Raw genomic sequence first — 25,206 nt, 5'->3', positions numbered from 1 at the left:
TTAAGCAAGTTTGTATAAAACTGGATTAGCAGCTACGTTATTTGCTTCAAAATTGTCCAGAACATAAGTCTTGAAGGTTTTTTTTAAAATCAAAGAGGGGATAATGTTCATAAAACTGTCCCACCGACAATGATTTATGACGCTGAATTCCTGTGGCTTATCGTCAACCGAACTGAACAGGGTCGAGTTATCTAACCCTGTTTGATCCTGAAACCAACCGGCAGTATACTCCCATATATCAAGGTTTTGATTTGTATCTTCAGCAACAAAGTAATTGAATAAGAAAACGCCTTTCTTTTGATGGTTTACAGTATCAATTCGCCTGATGTTCTCAGCATGATAGATAAAATGGAAGGAAGACAAATCATCAAATGTTTCCTGTATGGAGTGGTAAACGGTATTGTCTTTTAACTTTTCAATTGCAGAAAATGAGCTTAGTTCGATGAGAAGAATAACATCAAATCGATTGTGCAATTTTTTATTTAGTTTTTGTAAATAACCGCCATCTCTGCCTGGAGGGAATAGGGAAGCTTTGAACAAAGTGACCTCTAAAACATCGGGTTCTTTCTTCAGCTCATGCGTTAACGACTTGATTTCTCGTAACAACTGTTGTTTAGTGGAGCTCTCACCCCAAAAAGAGGTTCGCTTATCTACTTCTGCTGAAATAAGAATGAAACCACTCGTCAAAGGTTCTTTGAGCGTTACTTTGGAGAATTTCAAGTGTTGATTGACAATAGTGATATCGTTGCTCATAGCTAACTTGTTTACATCAAAATTGTCTGACTTTTCGGTACGTTCCTTTTACAAATGATAAAAAAGGGAAATTATTTATTGGCTCGAATCCTACTTAGAGTCACTTGTGTGATTCCAAGGTATTTAGATATATCTCCGAGACTGACGCGTTGTAATAAACCAGGATGTTTTTCTACAAAATTTGAGTAACGTTTTTGAGCATCTTCCTCCAGGATTTCTTTAATGCGCTCCATCATGTTAAGACTCGCCTGAGTAATGAACTTTCGGTAAAACGTTTCTAAAGCGTGGTGTCGATTACATAGCTCTTCGAACTGTAAAAATGGAAGCGAAAAGAACTCAGTATTCTCAAGTGCTACAATCCTATATTCGGAACATTCCTTTTTATTCCAACTTAGCAAATCCGTGAAGAGAACACCCTCTTCAAAGAATCGCATGATAAACTCCTTTCCCTCAGAGTTGAAACAGAATTTCACAACCCCTTTTTTTATAAAGTATAACTGCCTGCAATAGGTGTTTTGACTTGATATCTCTGTTCCGGCAGACACACTTACTTCATCCATTATTTCATTCAATTCAGTGGTTAACGTATCAGTTAAAGTGGAATGTTGATTGATGAAAGTGAGTAATTGATTCATTTCCTTGCATGAAACCTATATTTCAAATATAGCAGAATCGACAGTGGATGGATTATTAGTAGCCTGCCCACATTTAAATGAACAGGCTCTTATGTTTTTATGATCAAAAATAAATGATAATCTTAACTGGAATTCTTCGTTCATTTACTTCTGTAATAGAGGTTCCTTTCAAGTTTTCGTCATCTGTTCTAACCATTTCAAGCGGTAATTCAGGAATATCCTCTACTTTAAATTGAGTATCTGATCGTGGAATAAGCCTGAAGTTTCCTAATATTTCTCCTCTCATCTTAAGCTGTCCATCTTCAAGATACACTTCCATTTCCTTAAAAAATGGGTGCGAATATGTACCCACATATTCACTAAGATCGGATTCAGAAACTTCCACTACTTGGTTTGATCTATCCTTTACAACAAAGGGTATGAGTTTTGGCTTCTTTGCCGGCACACCTGTCTTGGCTTCTAAAACTTGATTAATGAGACTGACAATGTTTTCATTCCGTTCGCCAAGCATCAAGTACGTATTCACACGATGAACAATTATCAGATCTGATTCTGGGAAAACATACATGCGATGACCTCCTAGACCACTGGCATAGAATGCAGGTTCACCAAACGATTGATCATCTATCCACCACAGATAGCCATACCCATCTCGTCCTTCAAAACTTTCGGTTGTAGAACGAAGACTGGTGCTTTTTTCTACCCAGCCTTCCGGTAAGATTGTATTTCCTTCCCACATTCCTTTATTCAAATAGAGCTGACCAAATCGTGCCAAATCACGACTGGACATTTTGAAGAGGTAGGCTGGGTGAATGGACTTATTAGGCTCATTTCGATAGGTCATATCTTCCATGCGCAAATCCTGCATTCCAATAGGATTGGCAATATCCCGCATGAAAGCCTCAAAGAAGTCCTGGTTGGTTTCCTGATTAAAAATGCTCACCAGCGTGTTGAAGTCCCAGTTATTATAAAAGAATGCCTCACCAGGCTTTGCGCTTCCCCGTTCAGGTCGGTTGGCTTTCATGCTTCGCGGTTCATAAGCCGCCGGATGATAAATACCTGACCGGGCTGAAATGAGGTGCTCAACAGTAGCATTCAACTCTATATCTGTCAGACCGTCTTTATCCTGGATGTTCAGCTCCCTCAGTGTCTTACTCAGATCTAAATCTCCTTTTTCTAAATAGATACCGTACATCGCACTCATGAAGCTCTTGCGTATTGAATGGCACATGAATCGACGAGATGGATCGCCTAACGAAAGCAAAACGTTTCCCTTATGAACGACCATAAGTGATTCACTTTGCATTTGCTCGAAAGCACTTGTTAAGCTATCGAGACCGGCTTTTGAAAATCCTGCATCTTCGACACGTTTATAGATTTGCCACTCATTCTTCTTTTGTGCGAATGAGGTAAAGCCAAGAAAGACAACTATTAATAGTGCCCAAATATGTTTAGTCCTGTTCATTATTTTGAGTTTTATTTTTTTAAGTGATTTTTATAAATGGAGTAGAAGAGCGCCAGACTCAACCCCGTAACAGTAAGAATGGGAGCGAAGTAGAGTGGCAGCTCAATCGACGAATCAAAAAAGCCACTACTCTCCAGTGTTACTCCCAGGAGAAAGCCAATTCCTGCGCCTACAAATCCGAATGCGAGTTTGAGGGTCTCTAGAAAAAATTGAGGACCGGAAGTTTCCGGTTTCATTCCCTTTTCGATCATGGCCATATGCTCCTTGTGTCGTGTGTTCGTTCGGATGTAATAGATCGAAACAATTAGTAATACACTAGAGAACACAATCAAGGCGATTCCTATCATTGCCATTTTATCTTTTTATTTGGTTCACATTTAATGACGGGGTATCGGGACGGACTGGTTACAAATCACTGGTTGTAACCGAAAATTCTCAGCACCCGTCAATTAATAGAGGAATGCACAATGACAGCCACTACATAGAAGAGATTTTAAACGGAGATGCTGAGGCTGCCATTTCCACATTGGTGCAGAAATACGAGAAGAAAATTTTCAACCTGTGTTTTCGAATCATCAGGAATCGGGAGGTGGCAGAGGAGGTTGCTCAGGATGCATTTCTTAAAAGTTTTCGTGAGCTTAGGAAGCTTGAAGACTATGTCAAGTATGAAATCTGGCTTAGCCGGATTGCATATCATTTGTCGATTGATGTAACGAGAAGAAAGAAGCGACACTTTGCAGATATAGATCATGTCAATCAATCTGATATTGGTCAGGTTGCGGGTGTTTCGCTTGAACACATTGATCGGAAGAAAGCTATCGAGCAAATGATGCAAGAGATACCGTCAGAAGATGCTGCGCTGATCACCTTATATTACCTCAATGAATTGCAGGTGAAGGAGGTGGCCGAAGTAATGAAAATATCAGTGAGCAATGTGAAAGTGAAGCTCCTTCGTACAAGAAAGTTGTTGAAGGAGAATCTTAATAGAAAATTCAAAGAGGAAGTTTACGAACTCTACTAACCGTTTAATGAACATGGAAAAGCAAGACATAGAAAAGGATTTAAAGGCGTTGGATGTACAAGGGCCGTCTTCCGGGTTCGCCTCCAGGGTGACGATGAAAGCCGTTCAAGAGTTAGAAAAGGAATCTGTACTAACCCCTTGGATGAATTGGATTCCAAGGTTATGCACCATTGGATTTGTTGTGGTCTTCCTGGTATTCCTTTTCCTAATGGTCAGATATTTTAGTCTCAACACCATCCATCCAAATGTCTTTTTGGCTTTGAAGGTAATCGGGTTTGTAGGAATAGCTTTCTTTCTCTTTTATCTAATGGACAGGGCGCTGAAGCGGGTGATTGTGGGGTAGGGTAGTTTGTTTTTTTAGTGTGGGCGTCAAGGTTTATTTTCAATATAGAACAGACTTAAATAATTTCAAGCCGAATCAGGCATAGCAGAATCCATAATGGTAGTAGTTTTCATTGTTTGCATTGTGCTATTTTTCTTTATTTATATTCCTTTCAAATTCTGCTGTTCGTTTTATTTGCTCTTCAAGATTCCATTCAAAATCGAATCTTCTCTTTAGAAATTCTTAACTCCAAAATGACCCTTTCAAAGCTAAGTAGCTTTTCGCTGACCTAAACAAACACACATTTTAAAAGTAGCAATACATAGGCTTTTTATTGTGTTGTACATAATTCAATTTTCAATTGACCTTTTCATAAATCAAAAACCCCTCACCATTTCTGGTAAGGGGTTTCAAATATCTATAAAGTTTTCTAGGCTATTTCAACACACTAAAATCCCAGTTATCCAAATACTTCGTAGTGAAGTTTCCGGACTTAAATGCTTCGTCATCCATCATGGCAAGGTGGAATGGGATCGTGGTTTTAATACCCTCGATCACCGTCTCTTCCAAAGCACGTTTCATTTTAATGATCGCTTCTTCTCTGGTTTGTGCACTTACTATCAACTTCCCGATCATTGAATCATAGAAAGGAGGGATCGTGTAGCCTGCATATACATGACTATCTATTCGTACTCCATGTCCACCAGGGAAGTGAAGGTTTGTAATCTTACCCGGACTTGGTCGGAAACCGTTTGCCGGATCTTCTGCATTGATACGAACCTCAATAGAATGCCGCTGTGGATAATAATTGCGTCCGGAGATCGGCTCACCGGCCGCTACCTTGATCTGCTCTTTGATAAGGTCATAATCTGTCACTTCTTCCGTGATCGGATGCTCTACCTGGATACGGGTGTTCATCTCCATAAAGTAGAACTCTCCGTGCTTGTCCACCAAGAACTCAACCGTTCCGGCACCTTCGTATTTGATGGCCTCTGCACCTTTGATTGCAGCAGCTCCCATCTTCTCTCTCAACTCTTGTGATACGATAGGAGAGGGTGTCTCTTCAATTAGCTTCTGGTGTCTCCGCTGGATCGAGCAGTCTCGCTCTGATAGGTGACACGCTTTACCGTTGCTATCACCTACAATCTGGATCTCGATGTGACGGGGCTCTTCCACGAATTTTTCCATGTACATCCCGTCATTTCCAAATGAAGCAGCTGCTTCCTGACGTGCACTGTCCCATGCTTTTTTGAATTCACCTTCTTCCTTGATCAGTCGCATACCTTTACCACCACCTCCGGCGGTTGCTTTGATCATGACAGGGTAGCCTATTTCCTTGGCAAGCTTCATTCCATGATCTGCTGACTCGAGTAGACCCTCAGAGCCTGGAACAACAGGAACACCTGCGGCAATCATTGTTGCCTTCGCTGTAGCTTTATCTCCCATCTTGCTGATCATTTCTTCACTAGCACCGATGAACTTGATATTGTTTTCAGCACATACTCTCGAGAATTCAGCATTCTCAGAAAGGAACCCATAACCTGGATGGATGGCATCAGCATTGGTAACCTCAGCAGCAGCGATGATATTAGGAATCTTTAGATAAGAATCCTTACCTGCTGCCGGACCAATACATACAGCTTCATCAGCAAAACGAACGTGTAAGCTCTCAGCATCTGCTTTTGAGTATACCGCCACTGTTTTGATGCCCATTTCCTTACACGTACGAATGATTCGTAGTGCGATTTCACCTCTATTGGCAATCAGAATCTTATTAAACATATCAGGGATGTTTAAGATGGTTCAACAAGGAAAAGTGGCTGATCGTATTCTACCGGCTGAGAATTGTCAACCAATACTTTCACGATTTTACCAGACACTTCTGATTCAATCTCATTGAAAAGTTTCATTGCTTCGATGATACATACAGGATCACCGGCTTTTACTGAGCTTCCGACTTCTACAAATGAAGGAGACTCAGGGTTTGGCGATCGGTAGAATGTACCGATCATAGGAGATTTTATTTCTACGAGGTTGCTGTTCGATGCAGATGCATCATCACCTCCATCTGATGATGGGGCAGGAGCTGGAGCTGCCTGTGGAGCCGGAGCAGCTGCCGGAGCAGGAGCTGGAGCCGCCTGAGGTGCTGAAGCTATTACATGCTGTTCTGCACTTCGTTTAATGCTTACCTTAAAATCGTCTGTTTCGATATTTACTTCTTCCAATCCTGACTCGGACAGAAAATTGATCAATTCTTGAATTTCTTTCGCCTTCATAGGTTAATTATTGATTAAAAAATCTTATGAACTAAGGTAATAAAATTTCTCTCGCGTGACAGAAATAATTTCTATCTCTATTTCACTCGCTCCACATATGATCCATCAACAGTGTTGATTTTGATCACTTCGTCCTGATCGATGAACATAGGAACCTGAATAGTAGCACCTGTTTCTACTACTGCATTTTTAGTCGCATTCGTTGCGGTATTGCCCTTAACACCCGGGTCAGCCTGAGTGACAGTCAGAATTACATGCTGAGGAAGCTCACAACCCAGAATTTTTTCTTCTTCTGCGTGAAAAAGGATTTCTACTTCCTGACCGTCTTTTAAGAATTTCGGTGCGTTAATCAAACCCTCTTCGATTGCCACTTGCTCATACGTATTTGTATCCATGAAATGATACCCCATATCATCCATATATAAATATTGATATGGTCTGCGCTCTACACGTGCTGTGGTGATTTTATGACCGGCAGAAAAAGTATTGTCTATCACTTTGCCAGTCGTGATACTTTTCAATTTGGTCCGCACAAAAGCAGGACCTTTACCCGGCTTAACGTGTTGAAATTCTACTACACTAAACAGATCGTGATTAAATTCTATCACCAGTCCGTTTTTGATGTCTGCTGTAGTTGCCATTAAAATGTTAGTTTTTTAGGTTAGTTATTTAGGATCGTAAGCCCATTTTACCCAGATTGCCCCCCATGTAAATCCACCGCCGAATGCAGCCAGTATAAGATTATCTCCCTTTTTTAATTTGTTTTCATAATCAAACAAGCAAAGAGGGATCGTGCCGCTAGTTGTGTTACCGTATTCATGGATGTTTAGCATGACTTTTTCGTCACTTACACCCATGCGATTAGCGGTCGCATCTATGATTCGTTTATTTGCCTGATGTGGTACAAGGTAGGATACATCTTCAGCAGTGAGGTTGTTTCGCTCCATCACCTGAGCCGCCACGTCAGCCATGTTTTTCACGGCAAACTTGAACACTGTAGAACCTTCCTGATAAGCAAAATGCTCCCGGTTCTTCACTGTTTCTTCGGTAGCAGGACGTCTGCTGCCTCCAGCCTTCATGTGTAAAAATGGTTCGCCCGATCCGTCAGACTTTAAGATGGAATCTTTAATCCCAAAATCCTCCTCGGTTGGCTCAAGCATTACAGCTCCTGCACCATCGCCAAAAATGATGCATGTAGCTCTGTCCGTGTAGTCTACGATGGATGACATCTTATCTCCACCAATTACTATCACTTTCTTGTATTTACCAGTCTCAATGAATTGAGAGCCGGTAGCCAACGCATAAAGGAATCCTGAGCATGCAGCCTGAATGTCGTACCCAAAAGCGTTCACAGCCCCAATCTGATTGGAGATGATATTAGCCGTCGCAGGAAATACCATATCCGGTGTTGTGGTAGCACAAATAACCAGATCAATCTCTTCTGCTTTGGTATTGGTTTTTTTCAAAAGCCCCTCTACAGCCTTTACAGCCATTACAGAGGTGCCCTGATTTTCACCTTTTAATATATGTCTTCGTTTGATGCCTGTTCTTGAGGTGATCCACTCATCGTTCGTATCCACAATCTTTTCAAGGTCCTTGTTTGTGAGTACGTCCTCAGGAACGTAACCATGAACGCCTGTTATGGCTGCTTGAATTTTAGGCATCTGATATTAGCTTAGGCTAAAACTTCTTTTTCCATCACCACTTTACCTTTATAGTAAAGTTTGCCTTCATGCCAGAAAGCTCTGTGTGGAAGGTGAGCTTCACCTGTAGTAGGACAGATTACATAGCTTTTTGGAGTTGCTTTGTAATGTGTTCTTCTTTTGTCTCTCCTGGTTTTCGAAATCTTTCGTTTTGGATGCGCCATCTTCTTTCTCTATCTAAATTTATCTTATTTCAATTTTTTTAAGGCTTCCCATCTGGGATCGGTACTTTCTTCCGCTTTGGTCTCCGATGCGTCTGAAATGTAAATCATCTCATCATCTTCGCTATCATCTTCAAATTTTGGATGCAGCTTTTTCATCGGAACTTCCAGGCTGATGGACTCATATAAAAACGTAGAAATATTGATTTCCTGTGCTCCATGTGGAATTACAAATACATCTTCACTTAACTCCTTTTCTTCGTCACCGTATTTGTAAATAATTTCCTTTTTTACTTCTATTGGGAAATCAAATAATTCTAAACTGCGATCACATTCTAGCTCAATCGTACCATTTATGGTCATATTGAGTGTGATCATCGCGTCTGTTTTTGTCAAAATCACATCACAAGTGCCTTTGCCCTTGCTTACCAGGCTGTTTTCAAAATGCGTGAAGAATTCGTCAGAAAAGGTGAAATTAAAGTCATGAGTGCTATTACTCAGTCCAAAAATTTCAATTTTATACTCCTTCAATTCCTTCATGTCCGTCCACTTCCCGGTAAAGACCCGCAAATTTAGATAGAATCCAAGTACTACAAAAGCTTTAGTAATTACTTTTCATCAGCATTTTCGAACTGATTCTCATTTCTTTGACGAATAATGTCATTAGCTAGGTATAGCGCATTGCGAAAAGAGGTTTCATCCGCTTCATTTTTTCCTGCTATCGCAAAGGCGGTTCCATGATCTGGTGATGTTCGAACGAAGGGCAATCCGGCAGTATAATTTACTCCTTCTTCAAAGGCAAGGGTTTTGAAAGGAATGAGCCCTTGATCATGATACATGGCAAGTACACCATCGTATTGCTTGTATGATCGCATCCCGAAAAAGCCGTCAGCAGGAAAAGGACCCGCCACAATATTGTGACCTTTTTTTACTTCTTCTATTGCCGGAATAATAACCTCATCTTCTTCATTACCAAGTAATCCATTTTCCCCTGCGTGTGGATTTACTCCCATAACAGCAACCTTTGGTTTCTTGATGCCAAAATCTTTTTGAAGAGACTTGATCATTTTCTGAAGCTTGGTAACAACCTTCTCTTTTGTAATCTTTTGACTCACTTGATTCAAGGAAATGTGTCCCGTAACAACTCCCACTCGTAAGGAGTCGTGAACCAGAAACATCAGGCTCTCTGATTCACCAGCCTCCTGAGTTAGATATTCGGTATGACCTGGAAATTTGAAATCATCGGATTGGACCAGGTCTTTGGCTAATGGCGCTGTTACGATTGCATCAATTTTATTGTCTTTAAGGTCAGCAACAGCTTTTTGTAATGAGAGAACTGCATACTTACCTCCGGTCTCATTTGCTTGTCCCGGATTGATTTCAATGGTTTCGTTCCAAACATTCAGAACATTCACTTTTTTGTGAACCACTTTTTCAATTCCGGTAATCTGCTGATAATTGAAGTTTTCTTTGTCCAGTCCTTTTCGGTAATAGGAGATGACTTTTCCGGATCCGTAGATGACTGGTGTGAACTGTCTGAGTATGCGGTTGTCCTCCAGAGATTTGATAATCACTTCAGGACCAATACCATTCACATCTCCAATAGTTATTCCAATAAGAGGTTTATTTTTTTTGTGAGATGATTCAGCCATTTGCAGTGTACATTTATCAAATTGGAATTTAACCCGAAAAAATCGGGAGTTGTTAATTGAGAACTGATTATTCCCTCGTAACTATCAACTCTCAACCGAATCAGATTCTAAAAATGCAACATTATAAACTTAGAATAAGTTGGCAAGCGTAAAACCAAAAAAACATTTAGGTCAGCACTTTCTAAAAGACGAAAACATCGCCTTGAAGATTGTTGATGCTTTGAAAAATGAAGATAATCTTCCGGTGCTGGAAATTGGTCCGGGAACGGGAGTGCTTACCAAATATTTAATTAAGCAGGAGGACACTCAGTTCTATGCCTTGGACATTGACACAGAATCCATTGCTTATTTGAAGGAAACATACTCTGATAATCAAGAGCAGTTCCTTTTTAAGGATTATCTGAAATACGATGTTCCATTCGATCGTTTTAATGTAATTGGTAACTTCCCATACAACATCTCTTCGCAGCTATTTTTTAAAATATGGGAGGATCGGGAAAAGGTGGACGAAGTGGTTTGCATGATTCAAAAAGAGGTGGCAGATCGAATCTGTGCGAGTCATGGCAATAAAACTTATGGGATATTGAGTGTGCTTCTGCAAGCCTTTTTTGAAATTAACTATCTGTTCAAGGTACCCCCCGGAGTATTCAACCCACCCCCTAAAGTTCAATCGGCGGTCATACGATTAAAGAGAAATAATATCAAACAATTACCCTGTGATGAGAAGTTTTTTAAAAGGGTTGTGAAGGCTGGTTTCGGCAAACGAAGGAAGACCTTGCGCAACGCTTTAAAAGACCTAAATTTGTCTGACTCTGTAGCTGCTCTCCCTGAGATGGATAAAAGGGCGGAACAGTTGTCTGTCCAGGAATTTATCTCGCTTACTGAAAAAATCGCCTAAAAATGGAAGCAGTGATGACGTTTGAGCTTTCGGTTGAATTTAAAGACCGGTTTCAGCAAGCCCTTGATGAGCAGGATACTGCTTTCATCAAATCCACTCTTGATGGTGTAAATCCTGCTGATATTTCTGCTCTTTTAGATGAGTTTGATTCTGTCGAATGCAAATATGTATTTGACTTATTATCTCCTGAGATTGGTGCCAGGATTCTTGAGGATCTTGAGGAGGATGTACGAGAAGAGTTCATTAAAGAGTTCTCAGCTACTGATCTTGCTTCTTTCGTGGAGCTGATGGATTCGGATGATGGAACGGATATTCTCTATGAGATGGGAGTTGCTGATAGGAATGAGGTGATCCGTCAGATTCAGGATGAAGAGAAAGCCTCCAACCTGATGGAACTCCTTGAATACGATGAGGATGTGGCCGGTGGTCTGATGGCTAAAGAATTAATCAAAGCCAATCTGAACTGGAGTATTTCGCAATGTATTGATGAAATCCGAATGCAAGCAGAGAATGTACAGAAGATTTATTCAGTTTATGTAGTGGATAATAAAGAAAACCTACTGGGCAAAGTAGGGATTAAAAACCTTATTTTGGGTAAAGGAGGGGCGAAAGTTGCAGATATCTATGATGATCAGATTATCTCTGTTGAAACCTCTACTACTGAGGAAGAAGTTGCCAGTATCATGCAGAAATATGATCTGGAAGCAGTACCCGTAGTAAATGCCAGGGGGAGACTTGTGGGAAGGATTACCATTGATGATGTGATTGATGTGATCCGCGAAATGGCAGATGAGGAGCGTCAGTTAATGACTGGGGTTAGCTCCGATGTAGAGGAAGATGATACAGTCTGGAAGATTTCTCGTGCAAGACTACCGTGGTTAATCATTGGCATGGCTGGTGGCTTGGTGGGTGCGCAGTTTCTTGGGCTTTTTAAGGAAGAAATAATCATCGTTCCTGCATTGGCATTTTTTATTCCATTGATTACGGCATCCGGAGGTAATGTTGGTATCCAATCTTCTTCGATTGTTGTACAAAGTCTGGCTAACCCAAACGTATTTGCAGATAGTATGTGGAAACGGTTGTTGAAAGTTTTCATGGTAGCAATTGTCAATGGAGCCATTCTTTCATTGATGGTTTTTGGTGCAGTAATATTATTTATGAGGGAGCAACCATTAGCAGCGACAGTAGCGATAGCCCTTTTTTCAGTTGTTTTATTAGCTTCATTTATGGGGACTATTACTCCTTTAGTCCTTAATCGTTTCGGAGTAAATCCCGCCCTAGCGTCTGGTCCTTTTATAACCACTACGAACGATTTATTGGGTTTGGCTGTCTATTTCTCGATAGCACACCTATTATATAATTTATGAGTGAAGTAAAGCGAATTCTCATCGCTGATGATATGCATGAAGTTATCCTTGCCCTTTTGAAGGAAAAAGGGTTCGATCCTGTTTATCTACCAGTGATTGATAGGAAGGGGATATTAAAGATCATACGTGAGTTTGAAGGATTAATTATTCGAAGCAAAACAGCAGTGAATAAGGAATTAGTTGATGCTGGTCCAAATTTGAAATTCATTGCGCGAGCCGGAGCTGGTATGGATAAGGTGGATGAAGACTACCTCAATGGAAAGGGAATTACAGCTATAAACGCACCAGAGGGTAATAGAGATGCATTAGGTGAACATGCCATGGGTTTGTTACTCGGTCTTCTGCACAAAATTTCAACTGCACATAATCAAATTAAAAGTGGGGTATGGGATCGGGAAGGAAATCGAGGCATTGAGCTTAAAGGCAAAGTCGTAGGAATCTATGGTGTGGGAAATATGGGGATGTCATTTGCAAGAAAACTGAGAGGTTTTGATTGCGAGGTTATTGGGTTTGACAAGTTCAAGGGAACTTTTGAAGGTGGATTTATCAAGAACGTGGAGTTGGATGAGTTGATGGAGCGTACGGAGGTATTGAGCATTCATATACCTTTAAATGTAGAGACCAGGCACTTGTTTGATGAAGCATATTTAAGAAGCTTCAAAAAGCTTAAGGTACTTATTAATACTGCCAGGGGTGAAATTTTAGATACACAAGCACTGATTCAATTACTTGAGGAAGGAACATTATATGGTGCAGGATTGGATGTGCTTGAGAATGAAAAACTGAACGAGTACTCGGCATCAGAAAAGGAATTACTTGAAAAACTAAATGCACAACCCAATGTGCTGATTACTCCTCATGTAGGCGGATGGACGTATGAATCCTATCAGCGAATAAGTGAAGTAATTGCGGGTAAGATTGCGGAACTATTTGGTGCAGATGGCCAGTCGTAGAACGTGACTTTTAAGGATTCAGAAATACACTAGATTTTTGATTTCAGTTAATCCTTAATGTATATTTGCATCATCAAAATAAGAAAACACGGGAAAACGGCTTCATTGTGAGGCCGTTATTTTTTGTTTAAAGGGGTAAGAACAATTATGGCAGTTAATTACTATACGAAAGACGGACTTGATAAGCTCAAAGCAGAATTAAATGAGCTTAAGACAAAGGGAAGAGCCGATATGGCTAAGCAGATCGCGGAAGCCAGGGATAAGGGAGATCTAAGTGAAAATGCCGAGTACGATGCAGCAAAAGAAGCTCAAGGGTTGCTTGAGTTAAAAATTTCAAAGCTGGAGAAAGTAATCGGTGATGCGCGAGTAATTGATGAATCTACCATTGATACCTCCAAAGTATCCATCCTCTCTACTGTGAAAATCAGAAATAATAAAAATAAAATGGAAGTGACCTACCAATTGGTTGCTGAAGAGGAAGCGGATTTGAAAACCGGAAAAATCTCCGTACAGTCTCCAATCGGAAAAGGTCTGTTAGGAAAGAAAAAGGGCGAGAAAGCGCTGATTAAGGTGCCAGCTGGTGATATGGAATTTGAAATATTAGATATTACCGTCTGATGGCTAGCATTTTCACCAAAATAGTAGAGCGAGAAATTCCGGCACACATCGTTGCTGAGGACGAAAATTACCTGGCTTTTCTTGATATCAACCCATTGGTTGAGGGTCATACATTGGTAATCCCAAAGAAAGAGGTGGATTATGTATTTGACCTGGATCATCAAACATTGGCAGGTCTATTCTCATTTTCAAAAGGAGTAGCCAAAGCCATAGAGTCTGTAATTCCATGTGAACGAATCGGATTGACCGTAATGGGACTGGAAGTACCTCACGCACACGTTCATTTGATTCCTATGCAAACCATGGATGATATGAACTTTAGCAACATGAAGCTATCTCCAAGTAAAGAAGAGATGGAAGCCACAGCTAAAAAGATCAAAGAAGCTTACGAGAAGAAATAGACTTCTGGTCACGGATTTAGAAATTAGATATTGAGCCCACCGAAAGGTGGGTTTATTGTTTTTAATTACACCACATTAATTTACCATCATGGATGTAGGAATGATCAAGAAAATAGATGAGGTTCGTTCACTTCTAACTGATCCGGAAGAATTTGATAAAGTAGTTGCTAAATATGAAGCTGACCCTTGCGAAGAGACCCTCCGAGCAGTCATTGATCAGATGACTATTTAAATTGCAAAGGGGCGTGTGAAAGGGATGAAGAAAGAATAGGTGATTTAACCTATGCTGAAAAACCTTTAATAATAACATACTTGGAGCTTTCTCAAATAAAATCATTTGAATAACAGCTATGTCTTGCTCCCTCCGAATAGCTTCATCTCACCCGGCTTGCCTTTGACTAACCAGGAAATGCCGAAAGCAGAAACACCAATGATCTCACCTACTAATACGCCTTGCGGAAAATTGTCACCAATCTTTTCTTCCAATGCAAAGTAGATGAGCATGAATGCAATGGATGCCCAAACGATGATACCCATTGTTTTATAAAAGGCCTTTTTAGTGCCACCAAGAGGAAACTTGAAGTAAGACATGGCACCAACCAATATCAAAAAAGCACCGGCTGAGAGTAAGTGGATGGTATTAAGTGTTGAATCAAAATGACAAAATGTATGCAACTGTCCATCGTAACATGATGTTGGTAGAATTGCAGTTATCAGCGCAAAAAAACCAGCCAAATTTGTAATTGTATTATCACTGACTTTTTCCTTTTCTGTTTTCTCATACCCCTGATAGGTGAGTAGAAGTAATCCAAATGCAATTAGAATTCCGGTGAAAATTGGAGATGCTGCTGTGTAATAGTAATGACTGATTGAAGGTTCTATTTGCCATGTGCGGAGCATTAGAAGCCAGGGGAGTAGAACCCCTAAGATTCCTATCCATCTTCGTAAAGATCGATAGGAAACATTAAGCAGGGCTTTGGCATTTTCAGCCATGTGATTAACTAATTAGGTGACCACTAAATTGCGTTTTTTGTCAAATAAATGCAATACCCGTTTTAGGGTATTTTTTCCAAAAGTCGTCCCACGACTCCAAGTCGTAGGACGACTTATGCTATTTGTTATAACTCAATGCCGTTGAATTAAGAAAAAATTTCAGCAATTTGATTAAGATTCCTGACCCCTAAAGGGAATGATTTAAACCTGTAAGTCATCTCTTTAGGGACTGAGGGTAAGAAAGTCTTAACTAAACGGCATATGATTTGCGAGCTAGCATGAATCTGTTACAAATTTGGAACATATCACTTTATACCTCGTATATTTGTACCATTGTGGTACACCAATTAAAATCATGTTAGTAATAAGCAGCAGAGAGTTTAGACAAAATCAAAAGATGTATTTTGAAAAAGCGGATAAGGGGGAGCAGATTATTGTTCAACGGGGAAAAGACAAAGCATATGCCCTAACTCCTGTAGGTGAGGACGATCTTTACTTCAATGCTAAAATGGTAGAACGGATAAAGGAAAGCCTGAAACAGGTTGAAGCAGGTAAGACTAAGAAGATTTCTTCTTCTCAAGAGATCAATGAGTTACTTGGTCTATGAGCTACACGTTAGAATTCTCAGATCAGGCATTAGAAGACATAGAAAAACACAAAAAGGCTGGAGATCAATCAATTTTAAAGAAAATACAACGATTGCTTAACGAGCTAATGGAACATCCAAAAACAGGAACAGGGCAGCCTGAAATGTTAAAACACGAATTGGCTGGTTTATACTCCAGGAGGATTAACAGAAAACATCGGTTGGTTTATTCCATCAAAGAAAAAGTAGTTACTGTATAGGTATTAAGTGCCTACTCGCATTACGGGGATAAATGAAATTATACTCGCGGCGGCTGAACCATCCCGAAACCATGGTTTTTCAGATTTCAAATCTGAAAAAGCCGTAGGAGATGAGTAGACTCACGTTAATCATGCTCCCGTTATTCCCTTGGGAGGGCTACCGAAGGTGCCCGAGTCATGGGAATCTAATCTTGTAAACTAATTGCTCTAAAATAGGACAGATTCCCAAGTCTCGTTCGTACCTCACTCGCAAGGGAATGGCGAGGGTAATAGGGATACCATGATTTTCAAATTTCAAACCTGAAAAAAGCCTAACTACTAATTACCAACTACCAATTCACTAATCACCAGATTACTTCACCCTCCTCGGATTATCCGCAATAAATGACTTCCAGCTTTTCTTACCGCCACCAGGAATCCCTGACTTAGAGGAGTAGTGATGACAAATGGCGACAGCCAATGCATCAGTAGCATCCATCAGCTTCGGAGCATCTTCAAATTTCAACAGCATCTGGATCATATGAGCAACCTGCTCCTTACTGGCATTTCCATTTCCGGTTACTGATTGTTTCACCTTTTTTGGCGCATACTCATGAATGGGCATGTCTCGGTTAAGGGCAGCAGCCATGGCAACACCCTGTGCACGTCCCAGCTTCAACATGGATTGCACGTTTTTCCCAAAGAATGGAGCTTCTAGCGCCACTTCATCAGGTAGGTATTCCTTCAACAACTCCGTAACTCGTTCAAAAATCTTCTTGAGTTTTATCTCGTGGTTTTTATACTTGCTGAGATGAATAACCCCAAACTGGATGACACTCATTTTCTCACCTTTGCAATGGATCAAACCGTATCCCATTACATTCGTGCCCGGGTCTATTCCTAAAATGATTCGCTCTTTAATCGCCACAGATGCAAATTAGTGTCTTTGAATGAACTTAGGAAACGTTGCGAAAAGGAGGGTGGGTAAGAAAATTTGGCGCGGTGGTGATGGGGATGTGGGCAAAGGCTTTAAAATTTTCTTGATTTTTTTGTCAATTTTTTCATCAAGGAAAAAAGTGAAAGTAAACTTGAAGTTTCTTGTCACAAAAATCAAACTAGCAAATCGGAAAGTACCGACGATCTCATTTAAGTAAACCCTGGCTAATGGCATTCTTGAAGGTTGCTTTATTAGTTACATGTCTCTATTTCATCATCACCAAATTCCGGGATCAATCAATAAGTCTGAATGAAATCCAATGGCCAAACTCGATTGGAATGATCGTTGGTTTCGTCAGTATTCTTATGATCCTCAACTGGTACCTGGAGGCTCTTCGATGGAAAGTTTCTTTACAGTTCTTTGAAGCCATCTCTATAAAAAAAGCCTGGCAAGTGATTCTGGGAGGTTTAGCACTCAATTGGGTGTTACCATTCACTTCTGGTGACCTACTTGCGCGAATTTCACAGCAAAATGATAAGTATCAAACTACCTCTGCAGCTTTTTTAAATAGAGGAATCATGTTGTTTTTGACATTCCTTATAGGGTCTTATGGTACAAGCAAACTAGCGGTTCAGTATGATGTTTTTAGTGAGATTGGTATTCTGATATTCATTTTTGTTCCAATAATAAAATGGATTTTTAAAAAACAACTCAACCGGTTTTTCCTGTACTTTAAAACCCTAAAAAGGTCCACTTTGATTTGTATTATTTCGATTTCACTTGTTCGATATTTGGTTTTTGTATTTCAATTTTACCTCCTCCTAAATGTTTTTCTACCTGAATTATCTACCGAATTATTAGTTGCAGGAATTGGATGGATTTTTCTTATCCGCTCAGTGCTACCATTGGTTTTTGGAGGGATTGGTGTTCGTGAAGCTTCCGGCATACTATTCTTCGAGCCACACGTGTCAAACCTTCAAATGGTGATAGTTCCGATCTTTTTGATTTGGGTTATCAATACAATAATCCCTTCACTGGTTGGTTTGATTTTTATCTGGCGATTTAAAGCTAACATTGCGCGATGATCTTTCTGATTGTATCATTCACTGTTTTACACGTTTTTTTCTACCTGGGACTGGCTTTTGGGTGGAGAAGAATGCCTAAGGTCTATAAAAATGAAAGCCTGATCCCTTTTTCTGTCATCATACCGGTTCGCAATGAAGAAAATACGATTTACCAAATCCTTAGGCACTTGGAAAAACAGGATTACCCGAAGGAGTTATTTGAAGTGATCGTCGTAGATGATTTTTCTGATGACACAACTGTAGACCAAGTAATCCAATCGAAGGATGCACTATCGATTACTATCCATTTGATTCAGCTGGAAGACGAAAACAAGCAAGGAAAAAAGCATGCTTTGACAGCAGGAGTAAATGCTGCAGAACATGAAACGATTTTGACAACCGATGCAGATTGTTTGTTTGGTGATCACTGGATCAGGTCATTCAATGATGCGTTTGATGAAACAACCAATATGGTAGCTGGCCCTGTTGCTATTCAGGGAAAAGGCTTATTTGCACGCCTACAACAGGTTGAGTTTGCCGGTCTTATGGGTTTCGGGGCTGTAACCATTGCAAAAGAAAATCCAAGTATGTGCAGCGGTGCTAACCTGGGTTTTAGAAAGCGTGCTTTTGAAGAAGTGGGTGGCTATACCAACAATCTTTTTACACCATCTGGTGACGATGAATTTTTGCTTTACAACATCATGCACAGGTTCCCCCATTCCACCCGATTTCTGAAATCAGAGGGAGGAATTGTGAATACACCGGCGCACTTAAAACTGTCTTCCTTTATTAATCAACGTGTACGCTGGACCAGCAAATGGAAATACAATAAGAATCGAAAGGTGAGAGCGAGCGCTATTCTTTTCTTTTTTGACTATCTGTTCTTTTTAGTTGGAATCATCGGTGCAATAATGGGATTTTTCAACCCATTTTTAGTTGGCTGCATTGCACTTGTTCGATTCATTGCTATGTGGGTGTTCGTAGCTCCAATTAATCGATTTCTTCGCGGAAAAGGTAGTTTTTTTCCTTTGCTGATATTCCAGATTATTTACCCGCTTCATGTTTTATTCATGGGTATGAATTCTATCTTTGGTTCATACACATGGAAAGGAAGAAAATATAAATGACTGACGAGGAGTTTGATATTATAGATGAGCTATACTTTGTTACGTCATACACTGATTTAAAGGAAGCAACTGAATTTTCTGACGAGCAATTACGAACTCATCTGATCCAAATGGCACAAAAGGGATGGGTGCGAGTATATAAAAACGTAGATGAGGAATCAGAATTAGAGCGTTTGGATTTTGAAAATGATTACCAATCTTTCTTCTATCTTGCTTCAAAAAAGGGACTATTTGAACACAATACTCAATGAAGGGAACTTCACTGGACATAAAGGACTTACAACTCAACGCACTACTGGAGGTTACTCAGGCTGTTAATAATAACCTGCCTGAAGACGATCTACTCAAGATCTACAAGTTCACATTACTGGCCGATTTAAAAATTAATAAGCTGGCCCTATTTACCGAGCGTAGTGGGGAGTGGGTGTGTAGGGTGAATTTTGGCACAAAAAATGACTTATTAGGCAGTGAACTACCAGAAAAGTACAAGGAACTAAAAAATCAAATTGGTTTAGTGGATGCCACTTTCGATGAGTTTGATTCCGTTTTTCCGGTTTATCATAAAAACAAGCTCCTATCAGTTGTTTTCATTGAAACAGATTCGAAGCTCGGTGTGCAAGATCGATTCTTAAATGCATTGACAAACATCATTCTGGTAGCCATTGAAAATAAACGTCTGGCACGTCAGCAGATGGAACAGGAAGCATACCGGAGAGAACTGGAAATTGCCAAAAAGGTGCAAAACTTCTTGTTCCCAAAAGAACTACCTAAAATAGAGCGACTTCAGATAGAGGCTTTTTACCTGCCGCACCATGATGTAGGAGGTGATTACTACGATTACATTCAGATTGACGAAAATAAGTTTTTGGCATGTATCGCCGATGTGTCCGGAAAGGGAGTACCTGCTGCTCTGTTGATGTCAAACTTCCAGGCGTCATTAAGAGCCTTAGTTCGTCAAACCAAAGACTTGAAGGACATCATTGAGGAATTGAATCTCACGACCTATGTAAGTGGTAATGCTGAGAATTTCATCACCTTCTTTGCGGGTATTTACGATTTTAAAACCAAAGAACTTGAGTATATCAATTGTGGTCATAACGAGATCATTTTGAAAAAAAGTGACGGAATCGAATTGTTGAATGATGGAACCACAGTGTTGGGCATGTTTGATCCGCTTCCATTTATTGAAACCAAGCGCATCAAAAATCTGGATGAGTTTTTTCTATTCACCTACACAGATGGACTTACTGAAACCTTCAATGAAGAGGATGAAGCTTTTGAGTTTGAGCGCCTATTGAAAATCCTGAAAGACGATTGCCCTCAAGACCTGTCTGAATTCCATAATCAAATTCTAGAGGCATTGAATCAGTTTAAGGGTAACAAGCCTTTTCACGACGATATTACCATGCTTTCATGCCGCATTCAAAATAAATGATTCGGTTTTATAGAACACCGCGTTTAACCAGGTATTTGTATTCATCGCTTACCTGGACAATTCAATCTTCTGATTCCATCTTTCTTACGTTTGATGATGGACCTGATCCGGAGGTAACACCGTGGGTTTTAGATCAATTAAACAGTGTGAGCGCGAAAGCTACATTCTTTTGTTTGGGAAGAAACATTGATCAGCATCCTCAATTGATGCAACAGATTGTAGCACAAGGGCATCAAATCGGAAATCATACGTACAGTCACATGAAAGGATGGAGGAGCAAAGATTCATCCTATTGTGAGGACGTATCATTGTGTGACGAAGTGATGATGGAGCACAACCTCAAATCAGATCTTTTTAGACCACCCTACGGTAGAATCAAGAAGAGCCAAATCAAAAAACTCCGGGACAAACGAATCATCATGTGGAGCCATTTGTCATGGGATTTTGATGATAAGTTGAGCATCAATAAATCCATTAGCCAATTAAAGAAGGCAAAACCGGGTAGCGTACTCGTTTTTCATGATAGCCAGAAAGCCTTTAACAACCTTCAGGTAATTCTTCCTGAGATTCTTTCGCATTTTCAAGCAAAAGGCTTCAAATTCGAGGCATTACTTTGATTATTAGTCAAAATAATCAATTCTAAAAGGTAGGTAGGCTTCCGATCATATGATAGATACACACGCACACATTTATTTAGAGCATTTTGAAGAAGACATAGACCAGGTCATCGAACGGGCGCAGGCCGTAGGCGTAAAGAAGATCCTTCTTCCAAATATCGATAGCACTTCGATCGACTCAATGCTGAAACTAGAAGAGAAGTATCCGGACATCTGCTATCCGATGATGGGGCTACACCCATGCTCGGTGAAGGAGGATTTTGATAATGAATTAAAGCTGGTGGAAGACTGGTTCAGTAAGCGATCATTCCTGGCAGTAGGAGAGATGGGAACTGATTTGTACTGGGATAAAACGTTCTGGGAGCAACAAAAAGAGGCATTTCATTTTCAATGCGATTTAGCACTCAAATATGATCTACCCATTGTTGTTCATTGTCGAGAGACCATTGATGAAACAATTGAGCTGGTAGCACAATATCAAGGGAAGGGATTGCAAGGAGTATTTCATTGTTTTACTGGAAGCGTTGAGCAAGCAAAGCAAATCACTGATTTGGATTTTTATTTGGGCTTAGGGGGGGTATCTACCTTCAAAAATGGAGGAATGGATCAGGTGATTCCTCACCTGGATCGTTCAAAAATCATTTTAGAAACTGACAGTCCTTATCTGACACCTACACCTAACCGTGGAAAAAGAAACGAACCTGCCTATGTTGATTTGGTGGCAGCAAAGGTCTCCGAATACTTGGGTATTTCTAAATCAGAGCTTGATGAATTGACCACAGCAAATGCAAATGCGCTATTTTTCCCATCTGAAAAGAATTGACATTGAAATACAAAATTGTAAATATTAATAAGACAGGCGAGCGGTCTGTTTTGATCATTTACACCGGAGGTACCTTCGGGATGATTCAAGATGCCAGTGGAGCCCTTATGCCATTCAATTTTGGTAAAGTTGTAGATAGAGTACCTGAGTTAAGGCAGCTGGATATTCGTCTGACGGTCATTTCTTTTCCGAAACCACTCGATTCTTCCAACATCCTGATTCAGGATTGGAAGGATATGGCATACATTATTGAAGAAAACTATGAGCAGTATGATGCATTTGTGATCCTTCATGGTACTGATACCATGGCATACTCAGCCTCAATGCTGAGCTATATGCTTGACGGACTAAATAAACCGGTGATATTCACGGGAGCTCAAATGCCCATAGGCTCCATTCGGTCAGATGCCAGGGAAAACTTAATTGCTGCATTAGAAATAGCCTCTGCTCACAATGAAGGCAACCCAATCATCAGCGAAGTGTGTGTGTATTTCAATTACATGTTATTAAGAGGATCACGTTCACAAAAACTGAGAAGCAGTACGTTTGCAGCGTTTGAATCTGAAAACTATCCGGTACTGGCTGAAGCCGGGATAGAGATAGAGTTCAATTACTCGGCATTGAAACCATTTGTTGGGGATTCAAAGCTGACAGTCAAAAATCATCTCGATCCGAATGTTACTATTCTAAAGATTTTTCCGGGTATAACTGAGCATGCAGTCAAAGCGATACTTTCAGATAAAAAAATAAAGGGTGTTGTTTTAGAGTCGTTTGGTTCCGGAAATACCATGAAATTTGATTGGTTTCTAAATTGCTTAAAAGAAGCCATTAAAGAGGGTAAGATTATTTTGAACGTAAGTCAATGTATAGGAGGAGAGGTAGAGCAAGGAAAATATGAAACAAGTAAAGAGCTAAATAAAATAGGGGTTTTAAGTGGTGGAGACATTACTACAGAGGCAGCAGTGACAAAAATGATGTTTTTGCTGGGATCTGGAGAGAAAGGGGATCGGCTAAAACACCGGCTTACGCACTCAATAGCAGGGGAGATGGACCAAGTGTGGGAATAATGCTGCTGAAATAGCCTTGATGTTAGAAATAAACTTGCATAAAGGTATTTTTAATGATTTATTTGTAGCCCGTCAAAAAGTGGCGGTCTACAGAGAGGTGGCCGAGTGGTCGAAGGCGCACGCCTGGAAAGTGTGTATACCCCAAAAGGGTATCGAGGGTTCGAATCCCTTCCTCTCTGCGATTTCGCAGTGTCACTCCTGCAGAATTCGACAATTTTTGATGAGTGGTGCGAATTTTGTGGGAATGAAAATGCAAATTTGGATTTTACTAAAACTTAAATATTTAACTAAACCGAAGACTTAACTTACAAGACTGAATTATGAAAAAGTTATTGACTCTCTTAATGTTGGCAGGTGTATTCACCTTTAGTGCTACAGCACAAGGTTTTTCTGACTCAGATTCAACTGAGGTAGATTCCGCAGCTGTTGACACAGCACAGGCGGAAGAAGTATACGAAGAGCCTGTAGAAGAAATCGCTGAGATTGTAGCTCCTGAAGAAGCAGCTCCATCCAAAGGATTTCACCAAGTAGTAAAAGAACAATTCATTGATGGTGGACCAACTTTCATGGGTATCGTTCTTGCATGTTTGATTCTAGGTTTAGCGATAGCTATCGAAAGAATCATTCACCTAAACATGGCATCTACAAACACTAAGAAGCTTCTTGCTGATGTTGAAGATGCATTGAATGCAGGTGGTGCTGATGCTGCTAAAGAAGTATGTAGAAATACAAGAGGACCTGTTGCGTCAATCTTTACTCAGGGACTAATGAGAATGTCTGAAGGAGTTGAGATGGTTGAGAAGTCAATCATTGCATACGGATCAGTGGAGATGGGTAAATTAGAAAGAGGAATGATTTGGATCTCTCTTTTCATTTCACTAGCGCCGATGCTAGGTTTCATGGGTACAGTAATTGGTATGATCGAGGCTTTCGATGCGATTGCAGAAGCTGGTGACGTATCTCCTGCACTTGTGGCTAGTGGTATTAAAGTAGCACTTTTGACAACAGTTGGTGGTTTGATTGTGGCTGTAATTCTTCAGCTTTTCTACAACTACCTTGTTTCTAAAGTGGATTCAATCGTAAATAGCATGGAAGATGCATCTATCTCTTTGGTGGACCTTCTTGTTAAGCACAATCTTTCTAAGTAATCTAAAAATAGATTAGACTATGGTTGATGTAGGATTATTTATATCATATATACTCATTGGTGTTTGCATTCTTGCAGCAGTAGGAATGCCACTAGTGAAGGCATTTGGCGATCCGGATTCTTTGAAAAAGATGGGGGTCGGTGTAGGCGCACTTGTAGTAGTTTTCTTGATCGCGTTTTTTACAGCGAGTGGAGACAACTCTGGTGATGCAACTGAAACAACAGCAAAGCTCGTAGGAGCAGGATTGACAACCTTTTACATTCTTGCGATTGCAGCTATTGGCGGAATCGTTTATACAGAAATTAAAAAAGCAGCTGAATAATGGCGAGGAATAAAGATAGAGGCACTCCAGAGGTGAGTTCAGGCTCTATGGCAGACATTGCCTTCCTTTTGCTCATTTTCTTCCTGGTAACTACCACGATTGCAAATGACAAAGGAATTTTGATGCAGCTGCCTCCTCCACCAGAACCAGATCAGCCTGAGATTGAATTTCAGGAGCGAAATATCTTTAAGATATTGGCTAACTCAAACGATCAGCTTTTGGTAGAGAATGAGCCGTATAACAAGCCTATGTCTGAGTTGAAAGAAGAAGTAAAGGCATTTGTTTTGAACTTTGGTAATCCGGATGAAGAAGGGCTACAGATTTATAATAGTCTGCCTTCCAGTCTGAAAACCCAGGCAAAACAAAGAACTGAATCTTCTGATCATCCGGGAAAGGCGGTAGTATCATTTAAAGCAAACAGAGGTACCAGTTATGAGCTTTACATAGATGTATTGGATGCAGTTCAGGCTGCTTACAATGAAATCTATGCTGAGCGTGTGGGTATTACAGCACAGGAGTTCTTGCAACTAGATCAAAGCAAGGATGTTGAGAAAAGAATGTATCAGCAGGCTCGTGCAGGAATACCTAAGGCGATCTCAATTGCAGAACCTGATAAATAAGTC

The 25,206-nt window shown here is 40.3% G+C and carries 33 protein-coding genes and 1 tRNA gene; 21 read left to right on the top strand and 13 right to left on the bottom strand.

The features are described 5' to 3' along the window. The 4 genes from ACQK2H_RS12875 to ACQK2H_RS12860 form a co-directional block, all read right to left on the bottom strand. Positions 1 to 753, bottom strand: a complete 753-nt coding sequence (locus ACQK2H_RS12875) for a hypothetical protein (RefSeq protein ID WP_425391852.1) — start codon at positions 751 to 753, stop codon at positions 1 to 3. Positions 754 to 824: 71 nt separating this feature from the next. Next, the gene (locus ACQK2H_RS12870; RefSeq protein WP_425391851.1) at positions 825 to 1,388 is read right to left on the bottom strand and encodes a Crp/Fnr family transcriptional regulator; all 564 of its coding nucleotides are present in this window, start codon (positions 1,386 to 1,388) and stop codon (positions 825 to 827) included. A gap of 103 nt (positions 1,389 to 1,491) precedes the next feature. Further along, positions 1,492 to 2,853, bottom strand: coding sequence for a serine hydrolase (locus ACQK2H_RS12865; protein ID WP_425391850.1), 1,362 nt, complete (start codon positions 2,851 to 2,853; stop codon positions 1,492 to 1,494). An 11-nt stretch (positions 2,854 to 2,864) separates the two neighbouring features. Continuing rightward, positions 2,865 to 3,206 carry a DUF6249 domain-containing protein gene (locus ACQK2H_RS12860; RefSeq protein ID WP_425391849.1) on the bottom strand — a complete coding sequence of 114 codons (342 nt, stop codon included), beginning with the start codon at positions 3,204 to 3,206 and terminating at the stop codon, positions 2,865 to 2,867. A gap of 107 nt (positions 3,207 to 3,313) precedes the next feature. Between ACQK2H_RS12860 and ACQK2H_RS12855 the strand changes: the two genes are divergently transcribed. Then, entirely contained in the window at positions 3,314 to 3,874 is a 561-nt protein-coding gene (locus ACQK2H_RS12855) for an RNA polymerase sigma factor (RefSeq protein WP_425391848.1), read from the top strand. 13 nt (positions 3,875 to 3,887) lie between these two features. Continuing rightward, complete coding sequence (locus tag ACQK2H_RS12850; protein ID WP_425391847.1) at positions 3,888 to 4,217, top strand: hypothetical protein; 330 nt, start codon at positions 3,888 to 3,890, stop codon at positions 4,215 to 4,217. A 414-nt stretch (positions 4,218 to 4,631) separates the two neighbouring features. Here the strand turns inward: ACQK2H_RS12850 and accC are convergent, their stop codons facing one another. The 7 genes from accC to pdxA all read right to left on the bottom strand — a co-directional run bounded on the left by accC (position 4,632) and on the right by pdxA (position 9,988). Then, a complete protein-coding gene (gene accC, locus ACQK2H_RS12845) occupies positions 4,632 to 5,978 on the bottom strand; it encodes an acetyl-CoA carboxylase biotin carboxylase subunit (protein WP_425391846.1) in 1,347 nt (448 codons plus the stop codon). A gap of 11 nt (positions 5,979 to 5,989) precedes the next feature. Then, positions 5,990 to 6,472 carry an acetyl-CoA carboxylase biotin carboxyl carrier protein gene (gene accB / locus ACQK2H_RS12840; protein WP_425391845.1) on the bottom strand — a complete coding sequence of 161 codons (483 nt, stop codon included), beginning with the start codon at positions 6,470 to 6,472 and terminating at the stop codon, positions 5,990 to 5,992. Between the two features lie 77 nt (positions 6,473 to 6,549). Further along, the gene (gene efp / locus ACQK2H_RS12835; protein WP_425391844.1) at positions 6,550 to 7,113 is read right to left on the bottom strand and encodes an elongation factor P; all 564 of its coding nucleotides are present in this window, start codon (positions 7,111 to 7,113) and stop codon (positions 6,550 to 6,552) included. 24 nt (positions 7,114 to 7,137) lie between these two features. After that, positions 7,138 to 8,136, bottom strand: coding sequence for a beta-ketoacyl-ACP synthase III (locus ACQK2H_RS12830; RefSeq protein WP_425391843.1), 999 nt, complete (start codon positions 8,134 to 8,136; stop codon positions 7,138 to 7,140). 11 nt (positions 8,137 to 8,147) lie between these two features. Continuing rightward, on the bottom strand, positions 8,148 to 8,339 hold the full coding sequence (gene rpmF / locus ACQK2H_RS12825; protein ID WP_425391842.1) for a 50S ribosomal protein L32: 192 nt from the start codon (positions 8,337 to 8,339) through the stop codon (positions 8,148 to 8,150). Positions 8,340 to 8,363: 24 nt separating this feature from the next. Continuing rightward, on the bottom strand, positions 8,364 to 8,876 hold the full coding sequence (locus tag ACQK2H_RS12820; protein WP_425391841.1) for a YceD family protein: 513 nt from the start codon (positions 8,874 to 8,876) through the stop codon (positions 8,364 to 8,366). Between the two features lie 68 nt (positions 8,877 to 8,944). Next, positions 8,945 to 9,988, bottom strand: coding sequence for a 4-hydroxythreonine-4-phosphate dehydrogenase PdxA (gene pdxA, locus ACQK2H_RS12815; protein ID WP_425391840.1), 1,044 nt, complete (start codon positions 9,986 to 9,988; stop codon positions 8,945 to 8,947). 139 nt (positions 9,989 to 10,127) lie between these two features. Here pdxA and rsmA point away from each other — a divergent pair, with 139 nt between their 5' ends. The 6 genes from rsmA to ACQK2H_RS12785 all read left to right on the top strand — a co-directional run bounded on the left by rsmA (position 10,128) and on the right by ACQK2H_RS12785 (position 14,457). Beyond that, positions 10,128 to 10,886: a 16S rRNA (adenine(1518)-N(6)/adenine(1519)-N(6))-dimethyltransferase RsmA gene (gene rsmA, locus ACQK2H_RS12810; protein WP_425391839.1), complete on the top strand. Its 759-nt coding sequence runs from the start codon at positions 10,128 to 10,130 to the stop codon at positions 10,884 to 10,886. Positions 10,887 to 10,888: 2 nt separating this feature from the next. After that, positions 10,889 to 12,253: a magnesium transporter gene (mgtE, locus tag ACQK2H_RS12805; RefSeq protein WP_425391838.1), complete on the top strand. Its 1,365-nt coding sequence runs from the start codon at positions 10,889 to 10,891 to the stop codon at positions 12,251 to 12,253. After that, positions 12,250 to 13,206 carry an NAD(P)-dependent oxidoreductase gene (locus ACQK2H_RS12800; protein ID WP_425391837.1) on the top strand — a complete coding sequence of 319 codons (957 nt, stop codon included), beginning with the start codon at positions 12,250 to 12,252 and terminating at the stop codon, positions 13,204 to 13,206. The genes mgtE and ACQK2H_RS12800 overlap by 4 nt, the downstream gene beginning before the upstream one ends. Before the next feature lie 147 nt (positions 13,207 to 13,353). Next, positions 13,354 to 13,824: a transcription elongation factor GreA gene (gene greA, locus ACQK2H_RS12795; protein WP_425391836.1), complete on the top strand. Its 471-nt coding sequence runs from the start codon at positions 13,354 to 13,356 to the stop codon at positions 13,822 to 13,824. After that, a complete protein-coding gene (locus tag ACQK2H_RS12790; protein WP_425391835.1) occupies positions 13,824 to 14,225 on the top strand; it encodes an HIT family protein in 402 nt (133 codons plus the stop codon). The genes greA and ACQK2H_RS12790 overlap by 1 nt, the downstream gene beginning before the upstream one ends. Before the next feature lie 88 nt (positions 14,226 to 14,313). After that, positions 14,314 to 14,457 (top strand): hypothetical protein, encoded by a 144-nt coding sequence (locus ACQK2H_RS12785; protein ID WP_425391834.1) that lies wholly within the window; start codon positions 14,314 to 14,316, stop codon positions 14,455 to 14,457. Positions 14,458 to 14,573: 116 nt separating this feature from the next. Here the strand turns inward: ACQK2H_RS12785 and ACQK2H_RS12780 are convergent, their stop codons facing one another. After that, on the bottom strand, positions 14,574 to 15,218 hold the full coding sequence (locus tag ACQK2H_RS12780) for a hypothetical protein (RefSeq protein ID WP_425391833.1): 645 nt from the start codon (positions 15,216 to 15,218) through the stop codon (positions 14,574 to 14,576). Between the two features lie 355 nt (positions 15,219 to 15,573). Between ACQK2H_RS12780 and ACQK2H_RS12775 the strand changes: the two genes are divergently transcribed. Continuing rightward, entirely contained in the window at positions 15,574 to 15,825 is a 252-nt protein-coding gene (locus ACQK2H_RS12775) for a type II toxin-antitoxin system Phd/YefM family antitoxin (protein WP_425391832.1), read from the top strand. After that, positions 15,822 to 16,064, top strand: coding sequence for a Txe/YoeB family addiction module toxin (locus ACQK2H_RS12770; RefSeq protein ID WP_425391831.1), 243 nt, complete (start codon positions 15,822 to 15,824; stop codon positions 16,062 to 16,064). The genes ACQK2H_RS12775 and ACQK2H_RS12770 overlap by 4 nt, the downstream gene beginning before the upstream one ends. A 352-nt stretch (positions 16,065 to 16,416) precedes the next feature. On the opposite strand, the gene ruvC is transcribed toward ACQK2H_RS12770, so the two are convergent. Beyond that, on the bottom strand, positions 16,417 to 16,971 hold the full coding sequence (ruvC, locus tag ACQK2H_RS12765) for a crossover junction endodeoxyribonuclease RuvC (RefSeq protein ID WP_425391830.1): 555 nt from the start codon (positions 16,969 to 16,971) through the stop codon (positions 16,417 to 16,419). A gap of 236 nt (positions 16,972 to 17,207) precedes the next feature. Here ruvC and ACQK2H_RS12760 point away from each other — a divergent pair, with 236 nt between their 5' ends. The 11 genes from ACQK2H_RS12760 to ACQK2H_RS12710 all read left to right on the top strand — a co-directional run bounded on the left by ACQK2H_RS12760 (position 17,208) and on the right by ACQK2H_RS12710 (position 25,203). Then, positions 17,208 to 18,065, top strand: a complete 858-nt coding sequence (locus ACQK2H_RS12760; protein ID WP_425391829.1) for a hypothetical protein — start codon at positions 17,208 to 17,210, stop codon at positions 18,063 to 18,065. Beyond that, a complete protein-coding gene (locus ACQK2H_RS12755) occupies positions 18,062 to 19,171 on the top strand; it encodes a glycosyltransferase (protein WP_425391828.1) in 1,110 nt (369 codons plus the stop codon). Before ACQK2H_RS12760 ends, ACQK2H_RS12755 begins: the two co-directional genes overlap by 4 nt. Beyond that, a complete protein-coding gene (locus ACQK2H_RS12750; protein ID WP_425391827.1) occupies positions 19,168 to 19,422 on the top strand; it encodes a transporter in 255 nt (84 codons plus the stop codon). Before ACQK2H_RS12755 ends, ACQK2H_RS12750 begins: the two co-directional genes overlap by 4 nt. Further along, positions 19,419 to 20,606 (top strand): PP2C family protein-serine/threonine phosphatase, encoded by a 1,188-nt coding sequence (locus ACQK2H_RS12745; RefSeq protein ID WP_425391826.1) that lies wholly within the window; start codon positions 19,419 to 19,421, stop codon positions 20,604 to 20,606. Before ACQK2H_RS12750 ends, ACQK2H_RS12745 begins: the two co-directional genes overlap by 4 nt. Continuing rightward, positions 20,603 to 21,223: a polysaccharide deacetylase family protein gene (locus ACQK2H_RS12740; RefSeq protein ID WP_425391825.1), complete on the top strand. Its 621-nt coding sequence runs from the start codon at positions 20,603 to 20,605 to the stop codon at positions 21,221 to 21,223. Before ACQK2H_RS12745 ends, ACQK2H_RS12740 begins: the two co-directional genes overlap by 4 nt. Before the next feature lie 49 nt (positions 21,224 to 21,272). Continuing rightward, complete coding sequence (locus ACQK2H_RS12735) at positions 21,273 to 22,046, top strand: TatD family hydrolase (RefSeq protein WP_425391824.1); 774 nt, start codon at positions 21,273 to 21,275, stop codon at positions 22,044 to 22,046. Between the two features lie 2 nt (positions 22,047 to 22,048). Next, positions 22,049 to 23,113 carry an asparaginase gene (locus ACQK2H_RS12730; protein WP_425391823.1) on the top strand — a complete coding sequence of 355 codons (1,065 nt, stop codon included), beginning with the start codon at positions 22,049 to 22,051 and terminating at the stop codon, positions 23,111 to 23,113. A 91-nt stretch (positions 23,114 to 23,204) separates the two neighbouring features. Next, positions 23,205 to 23,292 (top strand) — tRNA-Ser (locus tag ACQK2H_RS12725). Positions 23,293 to 23,433: 141 nt separating this feature from the next. Further along, on the top strand, positions 23,434 to 24,261 hold the full coding sequence (locus ACQK2H_RS12720) for a MotA/TolQ/ExbB proton channel family protein (RefSeq protein ID WP_425391822.1): 828 nt from the start codon (positions 23,434 to 23,436) through the stop codon (positions 24,259 to 24,261). Between the two features lie 19 nt (positions 24,262 to 24,280). Then, the gene (locus tag ACQK2H_RS12715; RefSeq protein ID WP_425391821.1) at positions 24,281 to 24,583 is read left to right on the top strand and encodes a hypothetical protein; all 303 of its coding nucleotides are present in this window, start codon (positions 24,281 to 24,283) and stop codon (positions 24,581 to 24,583) included. Continuing rightward, positions 24,583 to 25,203 (top strand): ExbD/TolR family protein, encoded by a 621-nt coding sequence (locus ACQK2H_RS12710; RefSeq protein WP_425391820.1) that lies wholly within the window; start codon positions 24,583 to 24,585, stop codon positions 25,201 to 25,203. The genes ACQK2H_RS12715 and ACQK2H_RS12710 overlap by 1 nt, the downstream gene beginning before the upstream one ends. The last annotated feature ends 3 nt before the right edge of the window (positions 25,204 to 25,206 follow it).

It is taken from the genome of Ekhidna sp. (assembly GCF_965228795.1).
Lineage (GTDB): Bacteria > Bacteroidota > Bacteroidia > Cytophagales > Cyclobacteriaceae > Ekhidna.
The sequence above is the reverse complement of the archived record's forward strand: the minus strand, read 5'-3'. Positions and strand labels throughout refer to the sequence as shown.